We start from the raw sequence: 23,001 nt of genomic DNA on the forward strand, positions 1-23,001 counted from the left end.
ACCTGAAAAAGGAGTAGCCATGCTCGCCAAAGCGATCCGGATCGCCGCCACCGGCGGCCCAGAAGTAATGGAATACGTCGACGTCGAGGCGCCGGCGCCCGGACCGGGCGAGGCGCGCATCGTCCAGCACGCGATCGGCCTGAACTTCATCGACGTGTATTTCCGCACCGGCCTGTATCCGCAGCCGCTGCCCGGCTTTCTGGGCAAGGAGGGCGCGGGCGTGGTCGAGGCGGTGGGTGAGGGCGTGACCCACGTGCGGCCGGGCGACCGCGTGGCCTATGCCGGCGGACCGCTGGGTGCCTATGCCAGCGTGCGCACCATGCCGGCCCGCTTCCTGGTCAGGCTGCCCGACGCGATCGGCTTCGAGACCGCGGCGGCCATGATGCTGCAGGGCCTGACGGTGCAATACCTGCTGCGCCAGACGTATCCGGTCAAGGCCGGCGACACGATCCTGTTCCACGCCGCGGCCGGCGGCGTCGGCCTGATCGCCTGCCAGTGGGCGCGCGCGCTCGGCGTGCGCCTGATCGGCACCGTGGGCTCGAAGGAAAAAGGCGAGCTGGCGCTGCGCCACGGCGCGGCCCACGTCATCAACTACAACGACGAAGACATCGTGGCGCGCGTGCGCGAGCTCACCGGCGGCGAGGGCGTGCCGGTGGTGTACGACTCGGTGGGCAAGGACACCTTTACCGCCTCGCTCGACTGCCTGCGCCGGCGCGGCCTGATGGTCAGCTTCGGCAATGCCTCGGGCGCGGTGGAGCCTTTTGCCCCGGCCGAGCTGTCGAAGCGCGGCTCGCTGTTCCTGACCCGGCCGACCCTGTTCGACTACATGAGTAACCAGGAAGAGCAGGAAGCGATGACGGCCGAGCTGTTCGAGATGGTCGGCAGTGGCAAGGTGAAGGTCGAGGTGCGCCAGACCTTTGCCCTGGCCGAGGCGGGCGAGGCGCACCGCGCGCTGGAAGCGCGCCGCACGACCGGTTCGACGGTGCTGCTGCCGGAGTTGTCGTCGGAGTTGGCGTCATGAGGGATGCGCGCGACGACGACCCGCTGCCGCAGTTGCCGCCGTCCGTGCCGCCATCCGGCGACGGCGCGCCGAAGTTCGGGCGCCTGCTGATCGTGCTGGTGCTGGCGATGCTGGTGGTGGTGGCGCTCACCTTCGGCTCCGAAGCGTATTTCACCTGAGCCCATGGAGGACTTCAACCGCGCCTACGGGCAGGTCTTCGTCCCCGGCCGCCTGACGGTCGGGCTGATGACGCCCATGGCGGGACAGTCCGGCGCCCTGGCCGACCTCGCGCTGGCGCAAGAACATGCGCGCCTGGCCGACGCGCTGGGCTTCGCCGCTCTCTGGACCCGCGACGTTCCCCTGATGATCCCGCAGGGCAGCGCCAACGAGACCGCGGCGCTGGACGATCCCTTCCTGTGGCTGGCCGCGCTGGCGGCGGTGACGCAGCGGATCGTGCTCGCCACCGGCGCCATCGTGCTGCCGCTGCGCCATCCGCTGCACGTGGCCAAGGCGGCTCTCACCCTGGACCGGATCAGCCGCGGCCGCCTGCTGCTGGGCCTGGGGTCGGGCGACCGTCCTGAGGAATTCTCCCGTTTCGGGGCGGACCTGGAAGCGCGCGACGTGGTCTTTCGCGAGCACTGGAGTGCCCTGCATACCGCGCTTGCGCCGGCGCCGGTCGTGGACCCGGAACAGTACCGCGTCCTGCCCCCGCCGCAGGCGCGCATCCCGATGCTCGCAGTGGGCAGCGCGAGACAGTCGCTGCAGTGGATCGCCGAGCATGCCGACGCCTGGGCCAGCTATCACCGCGAGGAAGACCGGCAAAAAGGCCGGATCGCGCTCTGGCACATGGCGCAGGACCAGCGCTCGCCCGGCATGCGCAAGCCCTTCATCCAGTCGGTGCAGCTGGACTTGCTGGACGATCCGGCGGCGCCGGCCGAAGCGATTGAACTCGGCCTGCGCACCGGCCGCCATGCGCTGGCCGCCTATCTCGAACGCATGCGCGAACTCGGGGTCGCGCACATCCTGTTCAACCTGCAGCGGGGCGTTCGGCCGGTCGAGGACGTCCTGCGTGAAATAGGGACGGACATCCTGCCGCGGATCTAAGGCGAGCCCGGCGCGGCGCGGCATCCGCCGCCGCCAACCCCGGATGCTAGAATCGCCTGATGGAAAACCCCGCCCAGAAGGACGTCCCAGCCACTCCCCGCAAGAGCCGCAAAGGCGCCACGCCCACGGTGCGCGACGTCGCCCGCCTGGCCGGCGTGGCCCCGATGAGCGTCTCGCGCGCGCTGAACAATCCCGATTCGGTCTCGCCCGAGATCCTGCAGCGCGTGCGCGAGGTGGTGGACCGGGTGGGTTACGTGCCGAACCTGCTGGCCGGCGGCCTGGCCTCCAAGAAGAGCCGCATGGTGGCGGCCGTGGTGCCGACCATCAGCGGCTCGGTCTTCCTCGAGATGGTGCAGGCGCTCACCGACGGCCTGGCCGCGCGCGGCTACCAGCTGATGCTGGGCCAGGCCGGCTACGAGAACTCGCGCGAGGATGCGCTGCTCGAGGCCATCATCGGGCGTCGTCCGGACGGCGTGGTGCTGACCGGGATCATGCGCTCGGAGCAGGGCCGGCGCCGCCTGCTGGCCAGCGGCATCCCGGTGGTCGAGACCTGGGACCTGACCGACAGTCCGATCGACATGCTGGTGGGCTTTTCGCACGAACAGATCGGCAAGGCGGTGGCCGAATACCTGCATGGGCGCGGACGCCGCAGGATCGCCGCCATCAGCGCCGACGACGAACGCGCGGTGCGCCGCAACCGCCAGTTCGCCGACACCGTGCTGGCGCTGCAGCCGGGGCTGGGCACGGACCGCGCGGCGGTGCCGACCTGCATCGTGCCGGCGCCGACCTCGCTCGGCAGCGGCCGCGCGAGCCTGCGCGAACTGCTGGCGCGCGACCCCGGCATCGACGCCGTGTTCTGCAGCTCCGACATGATGGCCCAGGGCGTGCTGCTCGAAGCGCTGGCGCTGGGCGTCAGGGTGCCCGAACAGCTGGCCGTGGTCGGCCTGGGCGACCTGGCATTCTCGCGCGACCTGCATCCCCCCTTGACCACGGTGCGCATCGACGGTACCGCCATCGGCTCTACCGCCGCCCAGCTCATCATCGACCGCGCCGAAGGCCGGCCGGTGGAGGAACCGGTGCGCGACGTCGGCTTCGTCATCGTCGAACGCGGCAGCAGCTAGCCGTCAAAGCCCCCTCCAGCGTATTGACTTCAACGGCAAGATACCGGTATCATCGATCTCAATTGATACCGGTAACATAGCTTTTGGAGACAGATTGATGACCATGGAATCTTCGACGCCGGGCGGCACGCCAACGATCACCGCAATGCGTGTTGTGCCGGTTGCGGGCCGCGATGGCATGCTGCTCAACCTCAGCGGCGCCCACGCGCCGTGGTTCACCCGTAACCTGGTGATCCTCACCGACAGCAGCGGCCAGCAGGGTGTCGGCGAAGTGCCGGGCGGGGAGAGCATCCGCCAGACGCTCGAGGATGCGCGCGCGCTGGTCGTCGGCCAGCCTATCGGCGCCTGGAACGGCGTGCTGCGTTCGATCCGCACGACCTTCGCCGGACGCGATGCGGGCGGCCGTGGCCAGCAGACCTTCGACCTGCGCGTGACGATCCACGCGGTGGCCGGCGTCGAATGCGCCTTGCTCGACCTGCTGGGCAAGTTCATGGGCGTGCCGGTGGCCGACCTGCTGGGCGACGGCCGCCAGCGCGACCAGGTCGAGATGCTGGGCTATCTGTTCTACGTGGGCGACCGCAAGGCCACCGACCTGCCTTATGCCAGCGAGCCGGATGCGGATGACGCGTGGCTGCGCCTGCGCCACGAGCCGGCGATGGACACCGACGCCATCGTGGCCCAGGCCCGCGCGGCCCAGAAGCGCTACGGCTTCAAGAGCTTCAAGCTCAAGGGTGGCGTGCTGCGCGGCGAACAGGAAATCGAGGCGGCGCGCGCGCTCAAGGAAGCCTTCCCGCAAGCCGGCATCACGCTCGACCCCAACGGCTGCTGGCTGCTGCAGGATGCGATCCGGCTGTGCCGCGACATGAAGGGCGTGCTGGCTTATGCCGAGGATCCCTGCGGACCCGAAGGCGGTTACTCGGGCCGCGAGACGATGGCCGAGTTCCGCCGCGCCACGGGCCTGCGCACCGCCACCAATATGATCGCCACCGACTGGCGCCAGTTGGCCCACGCGGTGCAACTGGGGGCGGTGGACATCCCGCTGGCCGACCCGCATTTCTGGACCATGCAGGACACCGTGCGCGTGGCCAAGATGTGCGAAGCCTGGGGCCTGACCTGGGGCTCGCATTCGAACAACCACTTCGACGTCTCGCTGGCGATGTTCACCCATTGCGCGGCGGCGGCGCCGGGCGACATCACGGCGATCGACACCCACTGGATCTGGCAGGACGGCCAGCACCTGACCCGCAACCCGCTGCGCATCGTGGACGGCATGGTCACCGTGCCGACGACGCCGGGACTGGGCGTGGAACTCGATATGGAGGCGGTGGAGGCCGCGCACCAGCGTTACCTGGCGATGGGGCTGGGCGGACGCGACGATGCGGTGGGGATGCAGTACCTCGTTCCGAACTGGAAGTTCGATAGCAAGAAACCTTGCATGGTGCGCTAGGGCGCGCCGGCAGTACCGTTGTCTCTCGTTGTCTCTAGTTGGCCCGTCGCGCCAAGCGTGACGGGCCTTTTTTGCGTCGTTGCGGACCGCGTTCGTTTATTGAATCCGTGGCCCCAAAACGTCGTCCCCGCGCAGGCGGGGACCCAAGTAATGCTGGTGCTGTCGAAACGCTTAAGACTTGGATTCCCGCCTGCGCGGGAACGACGTGCTTACTGCAACTCAACTAACGAAGGATCAGCCCTTCGGCTCCTGCTTCACCTCGACCCGCCGCGCCACGCCCGACGGTCCCGGGAAGCCTTCGAAGGCGCTGTGCGCCAGCGCCGGCATGATTTCCGGCGTCGACATATTGCGGCTGGTGTTGTGCACCGTGACGTCGAACAGGCGCTTGCCGTCGCTCGCAGCCTTGATCGATACCTGCAGCTCGCGCCGGTAGTGGTGCTCGACCGAGGTCTGGTAGGCCGGATACGGACCCCAGAACGGATCGTAGAACGGGCTGTACCAGCCGCCCCAGTAGCGGCGATTGAAGCTGCGGTAGCCGTAGCCATAGCCGAAGCGTGCGCTCGGGTAGAAATACGGCGTCATGATCGGCTCCAGCACGCGCACCGGCAGGTCGGTGGTGGTGAAGCGCATCGCCACCGTCAGTGCCGGCGTGGCGCCTTCGGCGTCGCGGAAGCCCTGGCGCGCCAGCTGGGCGCGCACCAGTTCCTGGTAGCTGCGCCATTCCAGCGTGTCGTCCTGCGGCGACGGCACTTCGAACACATAACTCTTGTCTTGTATCTGCGCCGGCCATTGGTGGAAGGTCGTGACGTCGCTGCGGATGGTGGTCGCGCAACCGCCCAGGAGCAGTGCAAGCGCCGTGCCGGCGGCGACCATGATGAGGCGTTTCATACAGTCTCCAAAAATATTTGTGCGGAATTTCGTCGATGATCAAGCTTACCGCTTGTCCAAGATCAATGAACCGGGATTTACACCCCGTTACCGTGCATACACTGCGATACATGGAATCGAACGAAGCACCGGAAAAGCTTGTTGGTAAAATAAGCACTTCTCCACTGTGTTCTTGGACTCTTCCTATGCGCACCGATACGCCCCAGACCATTTACCGCAAAGACTATAACCCGCCGACTTACCTTGTGGATACTGTCGAGCTCGGCTTCGACCTGGATCCCGCGCGTACGGTCGTGGCCAACCGCCTGACCTTGCGCCGCAACCCGGCGGCCAGCGGGCGGGCCATCGAGCTGCATGGCGAGGACATCGAGCTGGTGGCGCTGCGCCTCAATGGCAAGACCCTGGGCGGAGCTGATTACACGCTGGCCGACAATCGCCTGGTCATCCACGAGGCGCCCGACGACGTCGTGCTCGAGATCGAATCGGTCTGCGTGCCCGAGCAGAACACGACGCTCAGCGGCTTGTATGTATCGAATGGCAACTTCTTCACCCAGTGCGAGGCCGAAGGCTTCCGCCGCATCACTTATTTCCCGGACCGCCCGGACGTGATGGCCAAGTACACGGTGATGCTGCGCGCCGACAAGGCGCGCTACCCGGTGCTGCTGTCGAACGGCAACCTGATCCAGGAAGGCGAGCTCGACGACGGGCGCCACTATGCGCTGTGGGAAGATTCGTTCAAGAAGCCTTCCTACCTGTTCGCGCTGGTGGCGGCCAAACTGGTGTGCCAGGAAGAGACCTTCCGCCTGGCGGACGGCCGCGACGCCCTGCTGCAGGTGTGGGTCGAAGACGGCAACCTGGACAAGACCGACTATGCGATGCAGTCGCTCAAGCACAGCATCCGCTGGGATGAGGAAAAATACGGCCTCGAGCTCGATCTGGACCGCTTCATGATCGTCGCCACCAGCGACTTCAACATGGGCGCGATGGAAAATAAAGGCCTGAACATCTTCAACACCAAGTTCGTGCTGGCCAACCCGCGGGTGGCGACCGACGTCGACTTCCAGGGCATCGAGGCGGTGGTGGCGCACGAATACTTCCACAACTGGACCGGCAACCGCGTGACTTGCCGCGACTGGTTCCAGCTGTCGCTGAAAGAAGGCCTGACGGTATTCCGCGACCAGGAATTCACGGCCGACATGATCGGCACCGACACCGGCCGCGCCGTGACCCGCATCGACCAGGTGCGCACGCTGCGCCAGCACCAGTTCCCCGAGGATGCCGGCCCGATGGCGCACCCGGTGCGTCCCGACTCCTTCGTGGAGATCAATAATTTTTATACGGTGACGGTGTACGAGAAGGGCGCCGAAGTGGTGCGCATGTACCAGACGCTGTTCGGCGTCGAGGGCTTCCGCAAGGGCATGGACCTGTATTTTGAACGCCATGACGAGCAGGCGGTCGAGTGCGACGATTTCCGGCGCGCGATGGCCGACGCCAACGGCCGCGACCTGACCCAGTTCGAACGCTGGTACAGCCAGGCCGGCACCCCGGTGCTGCGCTTCGAGGGCCGTTGGGACGAGACCGCCCACACCTACACGCTCAAGCTGATCCAGTCCTGCCCGCCGACGCCGGGCCAGCCGCAGAAGCTGCCGTTCCACATCCCGGTCGCGGTCGGCCTGCTCGACGCCGCCGGCAACGACATGCGCCTGGTGGTCGATAGCGTCGACCGCGGCACGACGGCGGTGCTCGAACTGACCCAGGCCGAGCAGACCTTCGTCTTCACCGACGTCAAGGAGCAGCCGGTGGCGTCGGTGCTGCGCGGCTTCTCGGCGCCGGTGGTCCTGCAGGGCAGCTATACCGATGCCGACCTGCTGCACCTGTTCAGCCATGACAGCGACCCGGTCAACCGCTGGGAAGCGGGCCAGCGCCTGGCCATGAGCCGCCTGCTCAAGCTGGCCGGCGAGGCCGCGGCCAAGGGCAATAGCGGCGCCAGCCTGAACCTGGACGAGACCTTCATCGAAGCGATGCGCAAGGTGCTGGTCGACGAGACCCTCGACCCGGCCTTCCGCGAACAGGCGCTGCTGCTGCCGTCCGAGGGCATGGTGGCCGAGCAGATCGACGGCGTCGACCCGCTGGCGGTGCACATCGCGCGCCAGTTCATCCGCGCCGACATCGGCGCGAGATTGCGCAGCGAGCTGCTGGTGCAGTACGAGGCCAACCTGACGCCGGGGGCCTACAGCCCGGATGCCGCATCAAGCGGCAAGCGCGCGCTCAAGAACATCGCGCTGTCCTACCTGAACGCGGCGCCCGACGACGAGAGCGTGGCGCTGGCCCAGCGCCAGTTCGATGACGCCGACAATATGACCGACCGCGCCGCCGCGCTGAGTGCGCTGATCGCATCGCGCGTGCCCGAAGCCGCCGACGCGCTGGACGTGTTCTACCAGGAGTTCCAGAACGAGGCCCTGGTGGTGGACAAATGGTTCATGATGCAGGCCGCGGCCCCGACCACCGACGTGGCGGCCGTGCGCGCGCTGATGCGCCATCCGGCCTTCACGCTGCGCAACCCGAACCGCGCGCGCAGCCTGGTCGCCGCCTTCTGCATGAACAATCCGGTGCAGTTCCACGCGCCGGACGGCAGCGGCTACGCCTTCTGGGCCGAGCAGGTGATCGCGCTCGACGCGCTCAACCCGCAGGTCGCAAGCCGCCTGGCGCGCGCCATGGACCGCTGGCGCCGTTACGCGCCGGCGCTGCAAGAGCAGATGAAGGCCGCGCTGCAGCGGGTGGCGGGGCAGGGCAAGCTGTCGAACGACGTGCGCGAAGTGGTCACCAAAGCGCTCGCGAATTGATAACAATATTTAACCCAAACCTGAGGAAGTCATGAAACGCGTAAGTCTGACGCAATACCTGGTCGAAGAGCAGCGCCTGCACCAGAACATCAACGCCGAGCTGCGCCTGCTGATCGAGGTCGTGGCCCGCGCCTGCAAGCGCATCAGCTATTCGGTGAGCAAGGGCGCGCTGGGAGAAGTGCTGGGCAGCGCCGAGACCGAGAACATCCAGGGCGAAGTCCAGAAGAAGCTGGACGTGATCTCCAACGAAATCCTGCTGGAGGCGAACGAGTGGGGCGGCCACCTGGCGGCAATGGCGTCCGAAGAGATGGAAACCATCCGCCAGATCCCGAGCCGCTATCCGATGGGCGAATTCCTGCTGCTGTTCGATCCGCTGGACGGCTCGTCGAACATCGACGTCAACGTCTCGATCGGCACCATCTTCTCGGTGCTGAAGGCGCCGGAAGGCATGAACCAGCCGACCGAGCAGGACTTCCTGCAGCCCGGCACCGCCCAGGTGGCGGCCGGCTATGCGGTCTACGGCCCGCAGACCATGCTGGTGCTCACCACCGGCAACGGCGTGCACTGCTTCACGCTGGACCGCGAGATGGGTTCGTGGGTGCTGACCCAGAGCGATATGCAGATCCCGGCGTCGACGAAAGAATTCGCCATCAATATGTCCAACAAGCGCCACTGGCATCCGCCGGTGCAGCGCTACGTGGACGAGCTGCTGGCAGGCGAGACCGGCCCGCGCGGCAAGGATTTCAATATGCGCTGGATCGCCTCGATGGTGGCCGATGTGCACCGCATCCTGAACCGCGGCGGCGTCTTCATGTATCCGGCCGACCTGCGCGACCCGCAATCGCCGGGCAAGCTGCGCCTGATGTACGAAGCCAACCCGATGGCGATGATCGTCGAGCAGGCCGGCGGCGCCGCCACCGACGGCAAGGGCCGCATCCTGGACATCCCGCCGACCAAGCTGCACCAGCGTGTGCCGGTGTTCCTGGGCTCGAAGGAAGAAGTCGAGGTCGTCACGGGCTACCACGGGGCCTGAATTTCTACTTTTCGGCCGATAATGCGGCACGCTAGCGATACACACTAGCAAGTTTGCCGCATTGTTTGCTAGAATATGGTTCTTTCGTCACGGCGGCTACGTTGTCGTGCGCCGAAAGGCAAGGCGAAGCACAGGTTTCGCCGCTGTAGCTCAGTCGGTAGAGCAGCGCATTCGTAATGCGAAGGTCACCAGTTCGATTCCGGTCAGCGGCACCAAGAATTTGCAGTAAGATCAAAGGGTTACATGATTTTTCATGTAACCCTTTTTTCTTTCGTGGCGCTGTAAGCGAGTTGTGTAACCGCTGTGTAACCCGGCTTACTCAACATTAGCCTTGCAGGTTGAGTGCCCGCATCCTATCGATTGGGAGCCTGCCTTGCTTTATGGGCGCGCTAGAGGTGGTCGTAGATTCATCCACAGCAGGCAGCATGCTACTGCGCTTCCTCGACGTTCCCAGTCTCTGATAGGAGCCGCTCGACCGCGCCGATAACACCTTGTCTCTCGTGCGCAGGGATGCGGTGCAAGCGAATGAGAATCAGGGCCATGTCATCTTCCTTGCAATAGAAGTAGCATTCCGGGACATCCAGTACTTGGGCGACTCGCTCGACCAATGAGAAGTCCGGCACATGCTTCCCCCGCTCGTACTGGTTCATACGCGCGCTCGAAGACATCTCATCGATCCCCGCCAAGACACCAAGTTTTTCTTGAGACAGGCCGGCCCGTAAGCGAGCCTCCTTCATTCGCTTCCCAAACAAAGACATCCATAGCCCCTAAAGGCTAAGATATTCTTAGTATTTTATTGACGTCACACTAAGGAATCCTTAGGATTGCTGACCTAGAATAGGAGGCAATCAATGATTCACACCCGTATTCCACCTGCGTCAACCCAGGACGATCGTATCGATGATTTTTTGGCCAAGACGGAGCGCGACCTGTTCATCCTGGAGGAAGCGGCGACACGCCGGGTACTCTTCGATAGCTTGAACAAGCGGCAGCTCATGGAGGTTGTGTGGACCCTCCAGGGGCGTGACTACCGCATTGAGCGACGTATGGGCACCGCACTCGACGACATCGGTAGGGATACTGGGGCAACTTACCAGTTCGGCGATCTTTTCGGCCTTGAATGGGATGTCTACTTCAAGAACGGCGCAGAGCAACCGTGGCGGAAATCCCGCCTTACCGCGTTCGGAGCGAACGAGCGCGAGGCAATCCTGAATCTGTTGGACGATGGCTTTCGACGCGCCGCGTGGGACGACTACTTCTACGTCCGGCTACGAGGCGTGACCGACCTGCGCGAGATGGGCACTACGTGTTTAAACACCAGAAGCCGACTGGGCTTCTATTAAAGAAGAAAAGAAAATGAAACCTGAAAAAATCTGGCTGGTGGTGTTTTTAGCTGGTTGCGCTTCCACGACGGGCGTGATCTCGACGGGTAGTAATCAGTACATGGTTTCGCGAGAAGATAACGGTCCGGCTGCCTCACTGGGCCAGCTCAAGGCCGCGACGATGAAGGACGCAGGCGCGCACTGCGCTGGTCAAGGTAAAACGATGCTGATCCTGAGGGAGACTGATACGCCACGCTCGCTCGGCCAGTTCCCGCAAACCACGCTGCATTTCACCTGTACTTGAGCCGCATGGCTCCTAGCAGCTCCACGGCAGACAGTGCCATGCCGCTAGTCGCCCTATTTATTGTCGAGCTGGCATTGCGGCGTTACGATACTGGCCATGACGAGTTTCTCAGCCCCCTCAGTTCACGCCTGTCCCGGTTGCGGTGCCTTTTACCTTCGCCGGCGACTTCGTAGCTTTAATTTCTTCGGTGCCCGAGATTGGTCGGACGGTGTGCCAAGCATGTGGTGGCGCCAGGAACCATTGGTCCGTTGCAGTGCGTGCGCTGCGCTCTTTTGGCTGGAGGATATCGAGCCTGTCGGAATCATGCCCGACGCCCCACGGCCGATTGGCCAGTTTAAACGCGCGTGGCTTCGTTGGCGCCGTGACCCGCATGGGCTGCTTCACGGCGAAGAGGAGTGGAGCCGGGCCATGGCATCCTGGGGCCAGGCAGACTACATCGGCAGCGTGAAGTTTGAGGACGTCATATATGTCTTAGCCCGCTCCAAAGGGATAAGCAGGACCCGGCTGCTATGGCTGCGCAAGCGCATCTGGTGGGGGTTGAACGACCGCTACCGCAGCTGTCAGGATGGCTCTCCCATTCCCGATGTGCCAATTTGGCCGCAGGCTTTGGAGCGGTCCAACATGGAGGCTATCCTGGACATGCTGCGCGACGGCGATGGGAATCCATCGGACATGATCGAGCAAGGCGAATTGCTGCGCCAGCTTGGCCGTTTCGACGAGGCGATCGCGGTGCTAAAAGCTGTGCCGGCTGACGGACATAGCGAGGTCAGGGCAGTCAAGATCGAACGGCTCGCAAGAAGCGGCGATTCACAGGTGCGGGAGTTACACCCCGCGACATGGTGAGATGCAGTTAGTCGGGCTCTATACCTTGGTACAGCCACCAAGCATAGCGGGCATAAATCAGCGTCGATGTTTGCGGCGGTAATCCGCTCGCCCCAATAGGCGTGCGCTGTCCTTCTGTGTCTCGGGAGGCAACAGCATCACCACATTTTTAGCTGAGATTTCCCTTTGGTAAGGTAAAGTATCGCCCAACTCTTGACGATCAAGCCGGGCGTTGCTCGCTCGTGTATTAAAAGGAAATTATCAAGCATGTCCGCCCTGTCAAATCTTCTCGCTACCTTTCGCAACGCGGCCGTTAGCGAGCGCGAAAAAGGAACCTACTTTGAAGAGCTGATCGTCGCTTACCTACGGAATGAGGCAACCTACCGGGACCTCTACAGTGATGTCTGGACCTATGCGGAGTGGGCCAAGCTACAGGGCGTGGATGGGCGCGATGTGGGAATCGATCTCGTAGCCAAGACAGCGGGCACCAACGAATTCCACGCGATCCAGTGCAAGCTGTACGCCGAGGACTACCGGCTGCAGAAGGCCGACATCGACAGCTTTTTCACTGCTTCGGGCAAAAAACCGTTTGTTCACCGCATCATCGTTTGCACCACAAACCACTGGAGCACTCACGCCGAGGAGGCACTGCGAGACCAGCAGCCGCCCGTCAGCAAAATAGACCTAAACGATTTGGAGAACAGCCAGATTGAGTGGGGCAAGTACCAGCCGAAGACCGCGCCTGTGCTGAAGGTCAAGAAGGAGCTTCGGCCCCACCAGCAACAGGCGCTGGACGCCGCGCTGTCGAGGTTGCAGACCGTCGATCGAGGGAAGCTCATCATGGCCTGCGGCACTGGCAAGACGTTCACCAGCCTAAAGATCGCGGAAGCCCTGGCTGGTGCCGGCAAACGCGTATTGTTCTTGGTGCCAAGCCTGTCCTTGCTCTCGCAGACCTTGACCGAGTGGACACAAGAGAGCGCCACGCCGCTGCACAGCTTCGCAGTCTGTTCGGACAGCGACGTTGGCAAGAAGCGCCAAAAGGACGACGATACCGTCCAAACCTTCACCCACGAGCTGCGTTACCCGGCCACGACCCAACCAGCCCGCTTGGCCACCGAGATGGCCAAGCGGCACGACGCGGCGCACATGAACGTGGTGTTCAGCACCTATCACTCCATTGATGTCATCAGTCGTGCTCAGCAAGAGCATGGCCTGGCCGACTTTGATCTCATCGTCTGCGACGAGGCGCACCGCACCACCGGCGCCACTTTCGGCGATGACGACGAGAGCAACTTCGTCAAGGTGCATGACGCAGCCTTCATACGGTCAGAAAAGCGCCTGTACATGACAGCCACACCGCGCATCTACGGTGACAATGCGAAAGCGAAGGCCGAGGCGGGCAGTGTAGCGTTGTGCTCGATGGACGACGAGACCCTCTACGGCCCCGAGCTCCACGTCATTACCTTCTCCGAGGCAGTCCGGCGCGGCTTATTGGTAGACTACAAAGTCATCGTTCTATCCGTGGAAGAGAGTCACGTCAGCCGTCGCATCCAATCCCTGTTGAAGGACGAGAACAACCAGCTCAAGGTGGATGACGCCGCCAAGATCATCGGTTGCTGGAAGGCCTTGGCAAAACAAGGGCTCACGGGGGACCTGAGCGGCGATCACGAGGCCATGAAGCGCGCCGTGGCCTTCTGCCAGGTCATCGAGGTAAGCAAGGGCGCAAAGTCCCACAAGGTCAGCTCCAAAAATATCGCCGGTATGTTCCAGGCGGTGGTCGAGGCTTACCAGGAGTCCGAGGAGGACGACGCGGCATCGACGCTGGCCTGCGAAGCCGAGCATGTGGACGGCAGCATGAACGCCAGCGAGAAGGAGACCAAGCTCGCGTGGTTGAAGGCGGATGCCGCTCCCGACACCTGCCGAATCCTGAGTAACGTGCGCTGCTTGTCCGAAGGTGTCGACGTACCGGCCCTGGACGCAGTGCTGTTCCTGACCCCGCGCAACTCCCAGGTTGACGTGGTGCAGTCGGTCGGCCGTGTTATGCGTAATGCGCCGGGCAAGAAACGCGGTTACGTCGTCCTGCCGGTGGTTGTCCCGGCCGGCGTAGAACCCCACGAGGCTCTGAACGACAACAAGACCTACGCAGTGGTGTGGCAGGTACTGCAGGCGCTGCGCTCACATGATGACCGCTTCGATGCGATGGTCAACAAGCTGGACTTGGTCGGTAAGGACACCAGCAAGATGGAGGTCGTCGCCATCACGGACAAGGTTCAGCGGAAGCAGGACAAACCCAAAAAACCAAAGAACAAGGACACGGGGAAGGGCAGCTTCATCGTAGGCGAGTCGCCAGCCAAGCCTTACTACAAGCAAGAGCAGGCCTCTTTGTCTTTCGAAATCGGTGAAATTGAGAAGGCCATCTACGCCAAGCTGGTGCAGAAGGTGGGCAACCGCCACCATTGGGAGGACTGGGCCAACGACATCGCCAAGATCGCCCGCACCCATATTGACCGCATCACTGCCATCGTTGAAGACCCGGCCCACGAGAAGGAGCGAGCCGCCTTCAATGCCTTTGCCCATGAACTGCGCGATGACCTCAACGGCAGCATTAGCGACGGCGAAGTCATCGAGATGCTGGCCCAGCATCTCATTACCAAGCCGGTCTTCGATGCCCTCTTCGAAGACTACAGCTTTGCTCAGCACAACCCTATGTCGCTGGCTATGCAGGCTGTACTCGACGTGCTGCAAGAGCACCGGCTGGACAAGGAGGTCGACACCCTTCAGCGCTTCTACGACAGTGTGAAGATGCGCGCACAGGGCATCGACAACGCGACTGGGAAGCAGAAGATCGTCGTCGAGCTCTACGACAAGTTCTTCCGCAATGCCTTCCCCAAGATGACCGAGCGGCTGGGCATCGTCTATACACCGGTGGAGGTGGTGGACTTCATCATCCACAGCGTCGCACACATCCTGAAGACCGAATTCGGGCAGACACTGGGCAGCGAGGGCGTGCATATCATCGACCCGTTCACCGGGACCGGCACCTTCATCACCCGGTTGTTGCAGAGCGGCCTTATCGCGCCCCAGCATCTGCCGCACAAGTACAAGCATGAAATCCACGCCAACGAGCTGGTGCTGCTGGCCTATTACATCGCTGCCATCAACATCGAGGCGGTCTATCACGGCATCGTGGGCGGCAGCTACCAACCCTTCGAGGGCATCTGCCTGACCGACACTTTTCAAATGTATGAGAAGGACGACCTGGTCGACGCGCTGCTGGTGGACAACAGCGCACGACGCATGCGGCAGAAGAAGCTGGACATCCGCGTCATCTTGGGCAACCCGCCTTACTCGGTCGGTCAGCGCAGCGAGAACGACAATAACGACAACCTTGCATACCCACATCTGGACGCACGCATCCGCTCGACCTACGCCGAGCGCTCCGATGCGATCCTGGCAAAGGGGCTGTACGACAGCTACATCCGAGCTATCCGATGGGCTAGCGATCGGGTCGGTGAAAGTGGCGTTATCGGGTTTGTGACCAATGCCAGTTTCCTAGACACCGCAACATTCGACGGGCTGCGCCGGTGCTTGGCCGACGAGTTCAGCAGCATCTACGTCTTTCACCTGCGCGGCAATCAGCGCACGGCAGGCGAACTATCCCGTAGAGAGGGCGGCAAGATTTTTGGAAGTGGTAGCCGCGCTCCAATCGCCATCTCGCTCTTGGTGAAAAACCCGTCTGCAAAGGAGCACGGGAAAATCAGCTTCTGCGACATCGGCGACTACCTAAGCAGGGAGGAGAAACTAGCCAAAATCGAGTCCTTGGGCAGCATTGCCGGCATCACAGCTTCGCAGGGTTGGCAGACCATCACCCCGGACGCCCATGGCGACTGGCTGAAGCAGCGGGACGACGGCTTCCTAGAGCACATCGTGCTTGGCGACAAGAAAGGCGACGGCCCCAAGTTGTTCGAGAACTTCTCTCTGGGTGTGGTTACTAACCGCGATGCTTGGTGCTACAACGCTTCGAAGAAGGCCCTGGCGTCCAACATGACGCGGATGATTACCTTTTATAACGCAGAGGCGACGCGCTTGACTCAGAAGCACCCAGGGTGCGATAAGAAACAGCGCGAAACCATGCTGGATGATTTCATCAATCCCGATGCGACACAAATTGCCTGGACCCGTTCATTGAAACAAGAGCTGGCTAAAGACAAGCGCTTTGCATACGACAGTACCTGTATCGTTCCCGGCCTGTATCGACCGTTCAATAAACAGTGGCTGTATTTCAATCGCCGATTCAACGAGATGGTTTACCAGATGCCGCGCTTCTTCCCGGATCCAAAAGCCAAGAACGTGGTGATCGGCGTGTCTGCATCAGCTTCTCGCAGCGGTTATTCGGTGTTCATCAGCGACCATGTGACGAGCCTGCACGCAGTGGACATGGTGGGCTCTCAGTACTTCCCGCTGTACCTGTATGACGATCCCGAACCTGAGGCCAAAGAGGCCATCCCTGAGCAGTCCACATTATTTGATGAAGCAGGACCGTCGGCTCTAACCTCTGCAAACAGGCGCCGCGACGCCATCACAGCCGAGGGCCTGGCGCACTTCCAATCCGCCTACCCTAGCGAGACGATCAGTCGCGAAGATATCTTCTATTACGTCTACGGCCTTTTGCACTCGCCCGACTACCGCGAACGCTTCGCAGACAACTTGGGCAAGGAGCTGCCGCGTATCCCGTGCGTCAAGACCGCGGCCGACTTCTGGGCGTTCTCCCGCGCCGGCCGCAAACTAGCCGAGCTGCACCTGAACTATGAAAGCGTTGAGCCCTACCCGCTGAAGATCGACAGCTTAGGCAAGAAGCTCACCGATGCCGACTATCGTGTCGAGAAGATGCGCTACGGCAGAAAAGGAAAGGACAAGGACCTGACGACCCTGCACTACAACGACAGAATCACCTTGACCGGTATCCCAATGGAGGCCTATGAGTATGTCGTTAACGGCAAGCCAGCGCTTGATTGGGTAGTCGAGCGCCAAGGCATAAAGACCGACAAGGACAGCGGCATCGTCAACGACGCCAACGATTGGGCGAACGAAACTGTATACGACTCGAAGTATCCGCTTCAACTGTTCCAGCGGGTTGTCACGGTTAGCTTGGAGACGATGAAAATAGTTCGCGGACTGCCGGCACTCGTGCTGGCTGACGGTAACGCTCAAGCAGCATTAGAAGTGATGAAATCAGCGGCATGACGAACAGGCACAAGAAATCGACGCAAATAAGAAAGCATCGCGCTATTGCCAGCTGCATCGAGGCAGTCTGGTGGTCTTGCGTTCGGCGCCCACGGCGCGCGCCTAACCGCTGACGCTAAGCGAAGTGCTTGTCTTCCTCAGACCAGCTGATTCTTTCCTAGGGCGCGCCAAAAAAAATTTTGAGGGCCCGACCTATATGGACGCGCGAGACGGGGGCCATGGCTTTGGCCCCCCCGGCAGGTCCCCCCTCGCGTGAAGGCTTCCACCGCTCGCACGTTCTGCGCACCACCGCCTTTAACGAGCTGAAGGTGCCGCGAGTCCTTGACGTGGAATTTACCCAGCAGGGCAGGCGGCTGCCTCCCTCAGGCTGACTGCGCCTCAACAGGCTGGTAGCCTAGGTATGATGTTCAGCACATAATAACTTGGAGGAGGCGCCTGGCGCCAAGCACATAAACGAACAACGATTTCTAGGCGCTTTTGGATCCGCCGTTCCTGGCGAACACTACGGCGAACTGACCGTCAACGGGTCGAACACGGCGATCCGCCTCATCGGGCAAAACCTGACCAACATGTCGACGGCAAAAACGGTCATCAATCGCGTGGAAGAGATTGAGCGTGTGCTTAAAGAGAACGAGCTGCTCATCAACGAGTGGGCCCCGATTCACTTGGCCAAAATGCTCCAGACCTGGTTCTGGAAGGACGACACGCCGACCGCCGGCGCGTTGGATGTGTGGCAGAAGACGTGCTGCTATCTGTATCTGCCGCGGCTGCGCGACTCCGACACTATCCGCTCGACGATCGCCGCGGGCCTCTCATCGCGCGATTTCTTCGGCATCGCATATGGGGTCGAGGAAGAGCGCTATCAGGGGTTCCACTTCGGAGAGAACACGACCCCAATTTTCGACGAGTCGCTTTTGCTAATCGATCCCAATGCGTCGTCGATCTTTGCCGCGCGGCTTGCAGAGGAGGCGGCCGAGCGTGAGGCGAAAGCCAAAGGCGAAGCGGCTGGGGCGGCTAGCGTCGAGGGACAACCGACGCCGAGCGGCGCCGCCACATCTAAGGCGGAGGGAGCCTCGGCGTCCGGCTCGACGACAAGTGCCGCTGGGTCGGGTCCAGGCGGATCGAGCGCATCGGCTAAGAAGCGCATGTTTTTCGGTTCGGTAGAGCTCAATCCGAACCAAGCAAAATTGCAGTTTTCAGATGTGGCTGAAGAGGTACTGATGCTGTTGAACAAGCCGGGCGTTAAACTACGTATAGCTGTTGAGATCGAGGCCGAATTGCCGAGCGGGTTCGACGAAAGTGTCCAGCGGGCTGTGCGTGAAAACTGCGACCAGTTGAAATTCAAGAACCGTTCATTTGAAGAGTGAACGGCCTTTGAGTCCGTAGGCGGCGGTGGTCTCCTTGCTGGCGTAAAGTCGGGACGACCACCCCGCGGATGATGAAATTTGAGGTACCGCGCATGAGATATTCATGACGTATCTTTAGTATGGCGAGAGGGAAAAATGACCGCAGACGTAGTAGAACTGGCTTATAAGGGAGAGTGGCCCGAGCTCCTGCGTCATTTGGAAAGCCAACCCCATCTGGTGAACTCCATCAGTGCCAAGGGCTACACCCCTTTGCACCAGGCAGCGTGGCACGGCGCGAGCCCTCGCGTGATCGGCGCACTGCTTGTGCTGGGAGCCAACGCCTCGGCCCGCACTTTCAATCGGGATCAGTCTGCAGCTGACATTGCCTTAGAAAAGCATCCGGAACGAGAGGATTTGCACTTTCTCTTAAGCGACCGCAGCCGGTCTCTCGCTCCGTTACTTCGCAAGCTAGTAGCGGAGATGCCCGAACTCTTTACTGACTACGACGGCAACCAACTGGCGACCATTTGATTCGTCATCTTCTCGTTCATCCATACGCAACCCTGAGATTTCATGTGCATCCATGCATGACATGCCTCGTGGGCAGTGTAGGCGATATGGACAGCATTGCGGCGCAAGATCGCGGTCGAGGGGCGCGAGCTGTACCTGACGCTCAGCATGGGCATTGCCCTGTTCCCACAGGACGGGCTGGATTACCATGCCCTGGTGCGCAACGCCGACACCGCCCTGTACCGCGCTAAGGCCGCCGGGCGCAACGGCTGGCAGTTCTTCGACAGTTCCATGGCGCGCTAGGTCGAGCATCGGCTGGACATGGAAACCGCCCTGTGGCAAGCCATCGAACACGAAGAATTCCGCCTGTACTACCAGCCCAAGCTCTCGCTCAGGACGCATTCGTTCTTCTTCGACATTAGAAACCATATTATCGGGTTCTCTAGTGTATGGAGTTTAAATTCGAGGTATTCACTAGAATCCTCTTCAAGAGTGGCTGCAAGCCGACGGTTGGCGGCGCATCCGTGAAGCAGTCTTCCTACGCCTGCGGGCCAACGGTTACAGCTTCCTGTTCCGCAGATTATTAACGTGCCCAACCGGCCTCGCCGATCCAGCGTAGCGCTGCCAGCGAGGGCATGAACAGGTACTCGCCGCCCTTGAGCTGGTTGAAAGTAGTCACGCCGTCCAACCGGCGCCGCACTGGCGACTGTGGCAGCGTGAAACTGCCAGGCGTCTCGTGCAGGCCGACGATAGCGTCGCGCTCCGTGCCCAAGTCGATGAAATTGCCGCGGTTGATCCATTCCTGTTGAAGAAACTCGATGGTGTCATAGGCGCGTGCACTGATGAAGATGAAGAAGATGCCGCGTTCACTCCGTGCATCGTCTGCCGCCGTTACCTCGCGACTCCATTTGGGGCCGAAGGTCGAGGACCGCCGGATAATGCGGTGGATGTTCACATCGGTCAGGATCGTTAGCCTGCTGTCGCGCGGATTCAGGCGCCGCATGTGGGACGCATGCGGGCAGACCAGGCCGCGCGGATCCGTCGAAAAATCGAAATCGTTGTTGCGGTTCGGGTCGGCGCCCAGTGCCGGATCGTCGCGCCCCGGCGCCAGGATCAGTGGCGCCCCGCTACGCCAGCGGCCGACCAGCTTAGCAGCAAGCAGCTCTTCCTCCTGTTCGCCGGAGGCATGGCTGCGCACGAAATCATTGAAGGCGCCGACCTGGCTGGCGTACTTGCGCAGCACCACGAAGGAGCCGTTGCGCCCCAGTTCAGGCGGATCGGGCATCGCCACCGGCGCCCCGTTCTCGCTGTCTTCGCCGAGGATGAATTCGCCGGCCGCGATCGCACGCTCCTGGCCCGGCACCGGATCGACGCCGCTGCCGGCGACTGCCGGCTGCGAAATCGAATCGCGGAAGCCGAAGGGATTCTTGGCGTCGGCATCGGCGCCGAAGGCATGGGTGCCGACCAGGGTCACGCCGTGCGAGCGCGCCAGTTCGCCCATGGCCTTGGCGCGTGCGACGTCGAGCGCGGCCTCGTCGCGCGCGTAGATCGTCAGCGCGAGGTGGCAGGCGCCGGGGCGGAAGGCCTCGTCCCAGTGTTCGGGCGCATTGCCGCCGATGTCGCGCAGTTGTTCGGCGCGTGCCGCCATGCCTTGCTGGAAGGGCAGGGGAAAACTCTTCAGCGAGGATTCCGGTAGGCCCAGCGCCTTCAGGCCCTGGAAACTGAGCGCCGCGCCAATCCAGGCTTCGCGGTCGTCGGTCCAGCCAGCCGCGGAGGGGATGTGGGCGGCTAGGCGGCGCACAAGGTCCCGTCCTCCTTCCGCCTCGTCGATATGCAGCATCGCGTGGATGCCGACATAGGGTTCGGGGCGCGAGCGCAGGATCAGGGCCTGGATGTCGTCCAGGGCCAGCGTGACCCGTTCGCGCCGGAAGCGCGCCTTCAGATCGGTGAGCAGGCTCATGTCAGTAATCCACCCCTTCCGGCTGCGAGATCGCGGCCGTGAGCGTATCGAGCGCCTTGCGCGTCGTCTCGTCTGCGGGCGGATGCGCGGCCATGGCGTCGAAGAAGGCATCCAGCGCCTTTTCCATGCGCTGGTAGCGGCGGGTGTCGACCACTGTCACCTGCGGATTGGCGACGAACCAGCCGGCGGCGTCGATCTGGTGCGAGGCGATGAAGTCCTTCACTTGCGGACTGGCGATGCCGGGCCAGCCTTCCACGTTCGCGAACAGCAGGTCCATCAGTTCCGGGATCTTGGTCGCGAAATCGTTGATGTAGCTGTCCCAGTCGCCGTCATAGGTGGTGGCGAACAGGATGCGGGTGTCGTTGTCGAAGAAGACGAAACGCATGTCGTGCAAGGTGGAGACGCGTTGGGCGCCGTCCATATTGCCGTTGGTGAGATCGAAAATGCGGCGCAGGCGGTCGGCGCCGCCCGGCTTGAGCTGCGCGATGGCGGTCAGCTCGGACACGTTGCCGGATTGCTTGCCGGCGCGCCCGGCCGACCTGGCGCTGCCCTTCAGGTCGGGATTGTGCTTTCGCACCATCGCTTCCAGCGCGATCTTCGCAAGATGCGGCGCGTCGTGCGCCACCGCGTCGATGCGGCGCCTGACTTCCTGCAGCCAGGTTTCGTCGTCCAGGCGCGGGTCGGTGGTTTTCTCGGTCATGGTTCTGGCTCCTCAATCGGGAATGTCGGAAGGCTGCGATGGCTCCGTGCGCGGCCGCGCGTTCATCGTGTGGCGATATGCGCTCGAACGCTCATAGGCCGCGCGCCGGATGCGCATGATGCCGCCCAGCGGCCGGTGTGCCTCGATGCCGTTCCAGGGGTTGAAGGAAAGGACATCGTCGCCATACACTTGGCGCTGCGGCGTCGCCGTCGGTTGCGGAGGGAAGCGCAGCGTGGCGATAGGGCAGTGTGGCGAACGCGCCTCGCTCCATCGTACGGCGGCGTCTTCGACCGGCATCGCCGCCAGATCGACGCACAACTGCGCCGACAGTTCGTATTCGGCGCCATGCTCGGCAAAGAAGGCGCTGACGGCGTCGCGCATGCAGGCATCATGCACCTCTGTCAGAGGCTGCCCTGTTAACGTACGCACCTCCGCAGACTTGGGCGCGAGCGCGAGCTTGGCAATGTAGTCGCCAAAGCGGATCGCCGCCTGCGTGTGGTAAGTCTCGCCGAGCGGATGGTAATTATCGCGCGCCAATCCTTCGAGCGTTGCGCCTGGTTCCATACCCAGTGCCTGCACTAGCTCTTTCGCGCCACGCGCGGTGCCAGCCACCAGCCGTTGGAAGGTATCCGGCGCATGTGAATTGGCTTCGAGCAGCGCTAGCATCTGCTTGTACTTGGGGATGGTGCCGAAGGCGAGCACCGGAAAGTTCACCATCAGGAAGTCTTGGTTGGCGCCAGCAATGCCGGGCGACAGGCGCTCGCCCTCCACGCCCATCACCTTGAGCGCAAAGCCGCGCGGTGCCGGAATCTTGTCGGAGTGGATGTCGCCGGGTGCCGAGGATAGGCGCGCGACAACGTGGTAGCTGCGCGCCTCGGCGAAAATCCCCTGGCGCAGCTCGGGCGGCAAATTCGCATGCACCGCTAGTTCGCCAATCAGCAGGCCATTGGACTTGGCATGGGCGTCGCGGACTGCGTGACGGTGGCGCTCGAACGCGCAGCGGTTGGCGGCCGCCATCTGTTCGACGATCTGGTCTGTGAGGTGTGCTTCGTCTTCAGAAACCGTTTCTACATCAGGGGCATAGGGCAAAGGACGCACAGCGACACTCCTTAAAAAGTTGCATTAAAAGCATCATGAAAGTGTATGTTAGGAGATAATTTGTTGCAGTGCAACCGAGTGAACACTCTATCGTAAAGCTTGACACAACTGCTGCCTGATCTTTCGGCCAAATTTGCCACGCGTAGACGACAGGGAGGACGGTCTACACTCTGAATCGCCCCGGGTTTTGTAGAGGCTCCATTCTTTGAGAAAATGGAGCCATGAAGAAGCAACCCAAGTATTCCCCCGAAGTCATTGA

The 23,001-nt window shown here is 62.3% G+C and carries 19 protein-coding genes and 1 tRNA gene; 15 read left to right on the plus strand and 5 right to left on the minus strand.

Annotated features, from left to right (window positions below; genetic code table 11):
- Positions 1-19 precede the first annotated feature (19 nt).
- The 5 genes from FVD38_RS18545 (at position 20) to FVD38_RS18560 (ending at position 4,672) form a co-directional block, all read left to right on the plus strand.
- The gene (locus tag FVD38_RS18545) at positions 20-1,021 is read left to right on the plus strand and encodes a quinone oxidoreductase family protein (protein ID WP_147936186.1); all 1,002 of its coding nucleotides are present in this window, start codon (positions 20-22) and stop codon (positions 1,019-1,021) included.
- Positions 1,018-1,179 (plus strand): hypothetical protein, encoded by a 162-nt coding sequence (locus FVD38_RS26545; protein WP_187271644.1) that lies wholly within the window; start codon positions 1,018-1,020, stop codon positions 1,177-1,179. Before FVD38_RS18545 ends, FVD38_RS26545 begins: the two co-directional genes overlap by 4 nt.
- Positions 1,180-1,183: 4 nt before the next feature.
- On the plus strand, positions 1,184-2,104 hold the full coding sequence (locus FVD38_RS18550) for a TIGR03571 family LLM class oxidoreductase (RefSeq protein WP_147936187.1): 921 nt from the start codon (positions 1,184-1,186) through the stop codon (positions 2,102-2,104).
- 59 nt (positions 2,105-2,163) lie between these two features.
- The gene (locus FVD38_RS18555) at positions 2,164-3,225 is read left to right on the plus strand and encodes a LacI family DNA-binding transcriptional regulator (protein ID WP_147936188.1); all 1,062 of its coding nucleotides are present in this window, start codon (positions 2,164-2,166) and stop codon (positions 3,223-3,225) included.
- Between the two features lie 97 nt (positions 3,226-3,322).
- Positions 3,323-4,672, plus strand: coding sequence for an enolase C-terminal domain-like protein (locus FVD38_RS18560; RefSeq protein ID WP_147936189.1), 1,350 nt, complete (start codon positions 3,323-3,325; stop codon positions 4,670-4,672).
- Between the two features lie 234 nt (positions 4,673-4,906).
- Here FVD38_RS18560 and FVD38_RS18565 read toward each other — a convergent pair whose 3' ends face one another.
- Positions 4,907-5,560, minus strand: a complete 654-nt coding sequence (locus tag FVD38_RS18565) for a DUF4136 domain-containing protein (protein WP_147936190.1) — start codon at positions 5,558-5,560, stop codon at positions 4,907-4,909.
- A 185-nt stretch (positions 5,561-5,745) separates the two neighbouring features.
- Here FVD38_RS18565 and pepN point away from each other — a divergent pair, with 185 nt between their 5' ends.
- From pepN to FVD38_RS18580, 3 genes are all read left to right on the plus strand, one after another.
- Positions 5,746-8,403, plus strand: coding sequence for an aminopeptidase N (pepN, locus tag FVD38_RS18570; protein ID WP_147936191.1), 2,658 nt, complete (start codon positions 5,746-5,748; stop codon positions 8,401-8,403).
- 31 nt (positions 8,404-8,434) lie between these two features.
- Positions 8,435-9,436 (plus strand): class 1 fructose-bisphosphatase, encoded by a 1,002-nt coding sequence (locus FVD38_RS18575; RefSeq protein ID WP_147936192.1) that lies wholly within the window; start codon positions 8,435-8,437, stop codon positions 9,434-9,436.
- A gap of 139 nt (positions 9,437-9,575) precedes the next feature.
- Positions 9,576-9,651: transfer RNA gene (locus FVD38_RS18580), tRNA-Thr, on the plus strand.
- Positions 9,652-9,864: 213 nt separating this feature from the next.
- Here FVD38_RS18580 and FVD38_RS18585 read toward each other — a convergent pair.
- Positions 9,865-10,173 (minus strand): helix-turn-helix domain-containing protein, encoded by a 309-nt coding sequence (locus tag FVD38_RS18585; protein WP_229493814.1) that lies wholly within the window; start codon positions 10,171-10,173, stop codon positions 9,865-9,867.
- Positions 10,174-10,287: 114 nt separating this feature from the next.
- Between FVD38_RS18585 and FVD38_RS18590 the strand changes: the two genes are divergently transcribed.
- From FVD38_RS18590 to FVD38_RS18620, 7 genes are all read left to right on the plus strand, one after another.
- The gene (locus FVD38_RS18590) at positions 10,288-10,779 is read left to right on the plus strand and encodes a hypothetical protein (RefSeq protein WP_147936193.1); all 492 of its coding nucleotides are present in this window, start codon (positions 10,288-10,290) and stop codon (positions 10,777-10,779) included.
- A gap of 13 nt (positions 10,780-10,792) precedes the next feature.
- On the plus strand, positions 10,793-11,062 hold the full coding sequence (locus tag FVD38_RS18595; protein ID WP_147936194.1) for a hypothetical protein: 270 nt from the start codon (positions 10,793-10,795) through the stop codon (positions 11,060-11,062).
- A gap of 408 nt (positions 11,063-11,470) precedes the next feature.
- The gene (locus FVD38_RS18600; protein WP_147936195.1) at positions 11,471-11,905 is read left to right on the plus strand and encodes a hypothetical protein; all 435 of its coding nucleotides are present in this window, start codon (positions 11,471-11,473) and stop codon (positions 11,903-11,905) included.
- Positions 11,906-12,151: 246 nt separating this feature from the next.
- Positions 12,152-17,128, plus strand: coding sequence for a DEAD/DEAH box helicase (locus tag FVD38_RS18605; RefSeq protein ID WP_147936196.1), 4,977 nt, complete (start codon positions 12,152-12,154; stop codon positions 17,126-17,128).
- 422 nt (positions 17,129-17,550) lie between these two features.
- Positions 17,551-18,495 carry a hypothetical protein gene (locus FVD38_RS18610; protein ID WP_147936197.1) on the plus strand — a complete coding sequence of 315 codons (945 nt, stop codon included), beginning with the start codon at positions 17,551-17,553 and terminating at the stop codon, positions 18,493-18,495.
- Positions 18,496-18,630: 135 nt separating this feature from the next.
- Positions 18,631-19,005, plus strand: coding sequence for a hypothetical protein (locus FVD38_RS18615; protein WP_147936198.1), 375 nt, complete (start codon positions 18,631-18,633; stop codon positions 19,003-19,005).
- Positions 19,006-19,101: 96 nt separating this feature from the next.
- Positions 19,102-19,287: a diguanylate cyclase domain-containing protein gene (locus tag FVD38_RS18620; RefSeq protein WP_184237186.1), complete on the plus strand. Its 186-nt coding sequence runs from the start codon at positions 19,102-19,104 to the stop codon at positions 19,285-19,287.
- Positions 19,288-19,567: 280 nt separating this feature from the next.
- Here the strand turns inward: FVD38_RS18620 and FVD38_RS18625 are convergent, their stop codons facing one another.
- From FVD38_RS18625 to FVD38_RS18635, 3 genes are read right to left on the minus strand one after another with little or no spacing between them, the layout of a single operon-like run.
- Positions 19,568-20,944, minus strand: a complete 1,377-nt coding sequence (locus FVD38_RS18625) for a Dyp-type peroxidase (protein ID WP_147936200.1) — start codon at positions 20,942-20,944, stop codon at positions 19,568-19,570.
- A gap of 1 nt (position 20,945) precedes the next feature.
- Positions 20,946-21,644 (minus strand): hypothetical protein, encoded by a 699-nt coding sequence (locus FVD38_RS18630; protein ID WP_147936201.1) that lies wholly within the window; start codon positions 21,642-21,644, stop codon positions 20,946-20,948.
- Positions 21,645-21,656: 12 nt separating this feature from the next.
- On the minus strand, positions 21,657-22,742 hold the full coding sequence (locus FVD38_RS18635; protein WP_184237189.1) for a catalase family protein: 1,086 nt from the start codon (positions 22,740-22,742) through the stop codon (positions 21,657-21,659).
- Positions 22,743-23,001: the final 259 nt, after the last annotated feature.

The organism is Massilia arenae (genome assembly GCF_008014745.1).
Lineage (GTDB): Bacteria > Pseudomonadota > Gammaproteobacteria > Burkholderiales > Burkholderiaceae_D > Telluria > Telluria arenae.